Here is a 6,393-nt window from a genome sequence, read left to right as displayed (position 1 = left end):
CAGCACCAACTATATTTTCTATTTTCTTATCTGTATATTTGTTTGCGTCTGCAAGAACAACGCTCATCTGTTCTTTCAGTTGACTACCATTGACTGCTTGTTTTGAACCTTTTTCAATTTTACCATCTGCAACATTGTCAATGAGCACAGGCTCATCTTCTTTACCCCCTACTAAAGTGATACTATTGATTTTGTTGCCCTGTTTATCTTTATCATAGGTAATAACCTCGGCAGTAAGAGTGTTAACTTGATCAATCACATTATCAACTTTATCTTTAAGACTGTTAACCTTCTCATTCGTCTTCCAAAGCTGCCTACCTGTAACAGCATCAGTGGAGTTAGGAGCAATATCTCCATCCATAAGAAACGTAAGTTTACTATTTTTCCTTTTTCCCCCTTCTGTATGAAGCGCGACAAATGCCCTTTCACGTCTATTCCATAACAAAGTACTATGCTTAAATTTTTTGGAAATTTTATCGATTGCTTCCGTAAAATTACCAGACACATATTTTAGGTGACTATTTACATTCTTGATATTTGCATCAAGTTCTCTAAAAGCACTACCAACATTGTAAAAGACAGCCTGTTTCACAGTCCCATCTGTAGAAACACTAGATAAAGTATATTGTGGCCCTAAAAAACCATCCTCACGAACTGTTGCACCACCCCCTAAATGAGTTGCAATGTCGTTGTTTAACGCATAAATCTGACCGGCATTCACTACATCTGTCGAATCTTGAGCAATTTTTCCTTCTGCCACATTTTTAATATTTTTATTTCCAGCATCAATCCCATTACTATTTATCTTGGGACCACCATTCTTTATTAAAAGATTCGATACTTGAAGCTTATCAGCCAAATTAAACATAACTCCATTACTGCTTTTTGTAATCTTAATATTGTTATTTTCAGAAGTTAAATTGAGCCCATCCTTATTGTTGCTAGTAACTTTTGTAGGATTTTTGCCATTCACAGAAAGCTGCCAAACATCACTTTCTTTTTTTATCCATTCTTTTAACGCTTTCAGCTGTGCAACGTTCACTGCATCAGTATCTTCAAGACCAGCGGCTATCCCCGTAATTTGACGTGTTATACTTTGGGATACATCACCAACACTAACTGCACCTCTAGTACTTTTCCATACAAATGACGTGTCTAATGAGTCTCCATCCTTTCCAGGGTTATAACCGGCAATTCCTTCCCTAACATCAGCTTTAGAGTGACTACCTAAAGCAACACCGCCCCATACAAGCGATTGTGCATAATAACCAATAGCTGTATCTAATGTTGTATTTAACGTAGTCGCATCACTGGAATTAACCATAGTAGTAGCTAAAGTACCTATGGCTGTCCCACCATATCCCCTCACCTTTGCGTAATAACCTACCGCTGTAGAATTTGACTGCAAAGCCTCACTAGAAGAGCCTACAGCCGTAGCACCATCCCCTTTAGCCCGCGCATCTTTACCGATTGCAACATCTTGTTGCTTTTCTGCTTTTGCATTTGAACCCTGCACAATAACACCTTGACTATTCGAAGAAGCAAAAACTGGAGAAACACTCGACAGAAACATTACCACTGTAGCACTTAACAAAACCACCTTGACCCAAGACGACTTATAGAGAAAATGACAACAATTCAATTCATTGTTTCTTGAACTTAAATACAATTTTTGCATAACACCCCTTGAAATAAGGCAATATATTGAACTCTAAACAGAGACCAGCAGCAGCACAGAAGGCAAAGAAAAGCTCTTCGCAAAGCCACTGTTGCGCACTAGAAAAAAATGAAAAAAGGTAAAAAAAATTTTCGATGCTACGATTTATTTCAGCATCGTTCTAAAATCTCTTAAAAATATTGAAGCTTAGAAAAGATTAGAGCCTTTTTAATTAAAGGCCTTCAAACAAAGAAAATATACAACTTATTCTTAAAAATATTGCATAACCTCCATCAAAAATATAATCCATTTTGCTGTAAAAATTTCTTTATTAAATATCAATTTGTTCTTTACATAACGCGCATTAATAAAATGGCAAGAGCACCAATAAATAATTTTTTTGTATTTTTATAAGACGGGTTCCAACGAACACTGAAACACATTTTATGTTCAATGATATCTACAGTACACCTTTAAAATCTTGAAACTTACATAATAATAGGCTGAAGAAATAATCGTTATTATAGCCAACGATACAACTATCAGACAATTTCAAAAAATCTTTCAGTATTGCTAATTTGTTTTATGGAAAAATACTGTACAGATGTAATTGATTGTTTAGATAATAAAAATATTGATATTTTAACTTTATAATTTATCATTATATATTTATTTTTGTATAACATATAAATAGCATAATGTGCTTATCAGTAAAATCATTAGAAATTAATGGAAAGACTGCTCAAAAAACATTTCAATAATATTTAAATACTCACCTAACAACAACATTAAAACTACAAAGTACCATCATCAGGATAATTCTCGTGTAAAAATACCTGCTTTGTAGCTGTTTTCATTGTAGAGATAGAATCCTTAAAATCTGTAACTAATTCAGAAATCATTTATAGCCCACACAAGAGTGAAGTAAAGTTTTTTTATGTATCAATAAATAACCCTAAATAAAAATTACCAATTTATTTCATTACGATTTTTCTCGTTCAAATAATTCAGAAATACTCAATAGAAAAGAATTGATACTATAAACAGGATCATGTTTATCATCGTTGTGGTAATTAATTAATAAACAAATTTTCAGATAGTGCTAACGTAATAGACAGCGCCTATGGCTATCTCTTCATAAGACTAGTTATAATAACAGTTGCCTATATTCACTAAGCAATACCTACTTAATCTTAATGCTAAAATATTGATTCTTATAGTAAAAATTACTAAAATATCAAGCGTATGCTAATAAAATAACTATATGAAATATTATCCCCAAATGTCGTTATCAACCTCACAACTTTTGTGCAGTCAAAGCCAAACTGTATCAAAAATGATAAATTGTCTGTAAAATGACACTAAGTGAAATGTTATTTAAAAATGAATAACCTATACCGTGGATTTGAGTTCAGTTACATTAAATACCCAGCATAAATAATTCAACAGAGCACATCTCAATAAAGAACCATTTATCTTTAACATACACTTACGAAGTGCCTACCTGCTCGATTCTAAGATCAAGCAATACCATAAGTATTCCACCCTCAAAGGACAAACTTGAGCAATCAAAGTCTCATTTTCAAGTAAAATTGTATAAACAGAAAAAATCTGTTGTAGAATCCAAATTATCACTCAACATCTTCAGATAAAGGAAACCTAAAATGAATCTTTCAGCAAAATAATCAGAAAATTCTGTTTTGTGTCAGCTTCTTATATAGTCCTAACACTTATCGTATAGCTAGAATAAAAATGGGACATTATTTTTTTAATGCCCCAAAATTTTAAAACCGAAATCCAATATATACCGATCTATTTTAAAGAATACTCAGATTATCTCTGTCCCCGTCACATAGGAATGACTGAAACATAAGCGCGGTTATCTGCTTTCTTACGAAAAGAAACTTTCCCATTTGAAAGCGCAAAAAGAGTATGATCTTTTCCAATACCAACATTCTCACCAGGATGCCAACGTGTACCGCGTTGACGTACGATAATGTTTCCCGCAATAACAGCTTCACCACCAAATTTCTTAACGCCAAGACGTTTTGATTCTGAATCGCGGCCATTACGTGAGGAACCGCCAGCTTTTTTATGTGCCATGGAATTCTCCCTTAGTCTTCTTTACTTTTTGATATCGCAGCTGTTTTTTGTGACGCAACCTTCTTTTTAGCAGTTTTTGTGGCAGTTTCCTTAGAAGGAATAGAAGCTTTTGCCTCTTTTGGTACAGCTGCTTTCTTCTCAACCGACTTAGCTACTGCTTTTTTAGGCTTTGAACCATCCGCTAAAATTTCTAAAATACGAAGTGTCGTTATTTCTTGGCGATGACCACGAGTACGCTTCGAATTTTGACGACGCCGTTTCTTAAATGCAATAACCTTACGAGCACGCCCTTGTTCTACAATTTCAGCTGTAACTAACCCCTCAGCGATAACAGGTGCACCAATAACTACATTCTCTCCCTCACCTACCATCAATACATTATCGAATTTAACGATATCACCAGCGTTGCCAATGATCTTTTCAACTTTTAATACCTGGTTAGCAACAACACGATATTGCTTACCACCTGTTTTAATGACTGCGAACATTTTTTATCCTTTCGTTCGATCCCGCTCTTATTTCACTTCTGCTTTAGTTCAGTAGGGAAATAGGCTTCTTTTTATCAGTCGTAATAATTTAAAAGGGATAAACAGCACCTTTTAGAGCGCAAACTCCCTTAACATTTACATATATGATAGAATTTCTATTCTCTGTCAAGAAAAGCCAAAAAAGAAGCAAAAAAAGGTTGTACTTAAAACAATTGAAGATTATCAAGCATCCATACACAAATTATATAATGAAAAACTTTACTGCATTTACATATGGAGAGATGGCTGAGTGGTTGAAAGCACCGCACTCGAAATGCGGCATAGGGGCAACCCTATCGGGGGTTCAAATCCCTCTCTCTCCGCCAATACTAAGAAAATTGAGATAATTTTCAAATCTTTTTATTCAACACGTCTCGCTTGAATATGTGCCAATAGTCCTAACGTTGAACTATCGCGGTTATTAGTTTTAGATTCTCCACGTATAACGGGTAACAATTCATTTGCTAATTCTTTACCAAATTCAACACCCCATTGATCAAATGAATTAATATTCATCAAAACACCTTCAATAAAAACACGATGCTCATAAAGCGCCATTAAACGACCAAGCGCAAAGGGTGTTAATAAATCCTGAATTAGCATAATGCTTGGCCGGTTCCCTCTCAAACTTTTATGAAGCACCAAATTATCTGCTTCACTACCATCAATTGCATTATTAACAACAGTGTTCCAACTGTCCTTAATAATGTGGCCTTCCATCAAGGCCTCTGATTGCGCCAAACAATTAGCCATTAATATATCATGCATATGACTTAAATGTGGTTCATGCCCTTTGATAAATAAAACAAACTCCACAGGAATAATATCCGTTCCTTGATGCAGAAATTGAAAAAAAGCATGTTGTCCATTTGTTCCCGAATCGCCCCAAACAACTGGACCACTTGAAAAGCTTATTGGCTTGCCATCTAAAGAAATATGCTTGCCATTTGATTCCATATCAAGTTGCTGTAAATAAGCTGGAAAGCGCACTAAACGCTGCGCATAAGGAATGACTGCACGTGATGAATAACCACAAATAACACGATGCCAGAATCCTAAAAGAGCAAATCGAATCGGAATATTTTTATGCAAAGGTGCAGTTTTAAAATGCTCGTCCATCTGGCGCGCACCCTTGAGAAACTGGCGAAAGTTTTGACCACCAATTGCCAGCATAACAACAAGACCAATCGCTGACCAAATTGAATAACGCCCCCCAACCCAATTCCAAAATTCAAAAAACCTTGAAGAATCTATACCAAATTCCATCACTTTATCGGCCGCGCTGGAAACGCCAACAAAATGCATTTTTACTGCTTCTTCTCCCAAATATGAACTGATCCATTGGCGTGCAACCTTAGCGTTTACTACTGTTTCAGATGTTGTAAAAGTTTTAGAAGCAATAATAAAAAGTGTTGTTTCCGGATTCAAATTAGTAAGAACATCAACAATATGTGCACCATCTACATTAGAAACAAAATGACAACGTGGTCCATCATGATAAGGTTTTAAAGCATAGGTAACCATTGCAGGTCCAAGATCAGACCCCCCAATACCAATATTTACAATATCAGTTATCCTCTCACCACTATACCCTCTATAGTTACCACAACGAACCATTTCAGAAAATTTTTCCATACGGGTAAGAACTGCTTGGATGTCCTGAACAATATTACGCTCATTCAACATAAAAACTTCATCAGCAGACAAACGCAACGCAGTGTGAAGAGCCGAGCGTTTTTCAGTTACGTTAATAGCTTCGCCTAAAAACATCGCCTTACACTTGCCTGAAATATCTGCTGCAATAGCAAGATTATCTAAGAGTTTCAGCGTATTTAACGTTACACCACACTTTGAAAAATCAAAAAGGAAATCATCAAGTTTTAAAGAAAAACGAGTAAAGCGCTGTTTATCTTCTGCAAAATGTCGACGAATATCACAAACCTTGTCTTCTATAATATGCCTTTTCAAAGCCTTCAAAGCTACTTCAAAGGCTCTTTCATTGCGAACCATAATTATTTTCCCATGGTCATTGACAATAATATCAAAACACAAATGAATCTAAAATAGAGGATAGTTCCTATACTCTAACCTATTTTGACTGCTCAC

Annotated in this window: 3 protein-coding genes, 1 tRNA gene and 1 pseudogene; 1 reads left to right on the top strand and 4 read right to left on the bottom strand. The window is 35.3% G+C overall.

Annotated elements, in window-relative coordinates; all coding sequences use genetic code 11:
• The 3 genes and pseudogenes from J7R05_RS06165 to rplU form a co-directional block, all read right to left on the bottom strand.
• Positions 1 to 1,600: pseudogene (locus J7R05_RS06165) on the bottom strand (hypothetical protein); the annotation flags it as partial.
• Positions 1,601 to 3,505: 1,905 nt separating this feature from the next.
• Positions 3,506 to 3,760, bottom strand: a complete 255-nt coding sequence (gene rpmA, locus J7R05_RS06160; protein ID WP_010703393.1) for a 50S ribosomal protein L27 — start codon at positions 3,758 to 3,760, stop codon at positions 3,506 to 3,508.
• An 11-nt stretch (positions 3,761 to 3,771) separates the two neighbouring features.
• A complete protein-coding gene (gene rplU, locus J7R05_RS06155) occupies positions 3,772 to 4,248 on the bottom strand; it encodes a 50S ribosomal protein L21 (protein ID WP_208541634.1) in 477 nt (158 codons plus the stop codon).
• A 275-nt stretch (positions 4,249 to 4,523) separates the two neighbouring features.
• On the opposite strand from rplU, the gene J7R05_RS06150 reads away from it, so the two are divergent.
• Positions 4,524 to 4,613 (top strand) — tRNA-Ser (locus J7R05_RS06150).
• A 34-nt stretch (positions 4,614 to 4,647) separates the two neighbouring features.
• On the opposite strand, the gene pgi is transcribed toward J7R05_RS06150, so the two are convergent.
• The gene (pgi, locus tag J7R05_RS06145; RefSeq protein WP_208541633.1) at positions 4,648 to 6,297 is read right to left on the bottom strand and encodes a glucose-6-phosphate isomerase; all 1,650 of its coding nucleotides are present in this window, start codon (positions 6,295 to 6,297) and stop codon (positions 4,648 to 4,650) included.
• Between the last annotated feature and the right edge of the window lie 96 nt (positions 6,298 to 6,393).

Source organism: Bartonella capreoli (assembly GCF_902813205.1).
Lineage (GTDB): Bacteria > Pseudomonadota > Alphaproteobacteria > Rhizobiales > Rhizobiaceae > Bartonella > Bartonella schoenbuchensis.
This window is presented reverse-complemented; position numbering and strand designations above follow the sequence as displayed.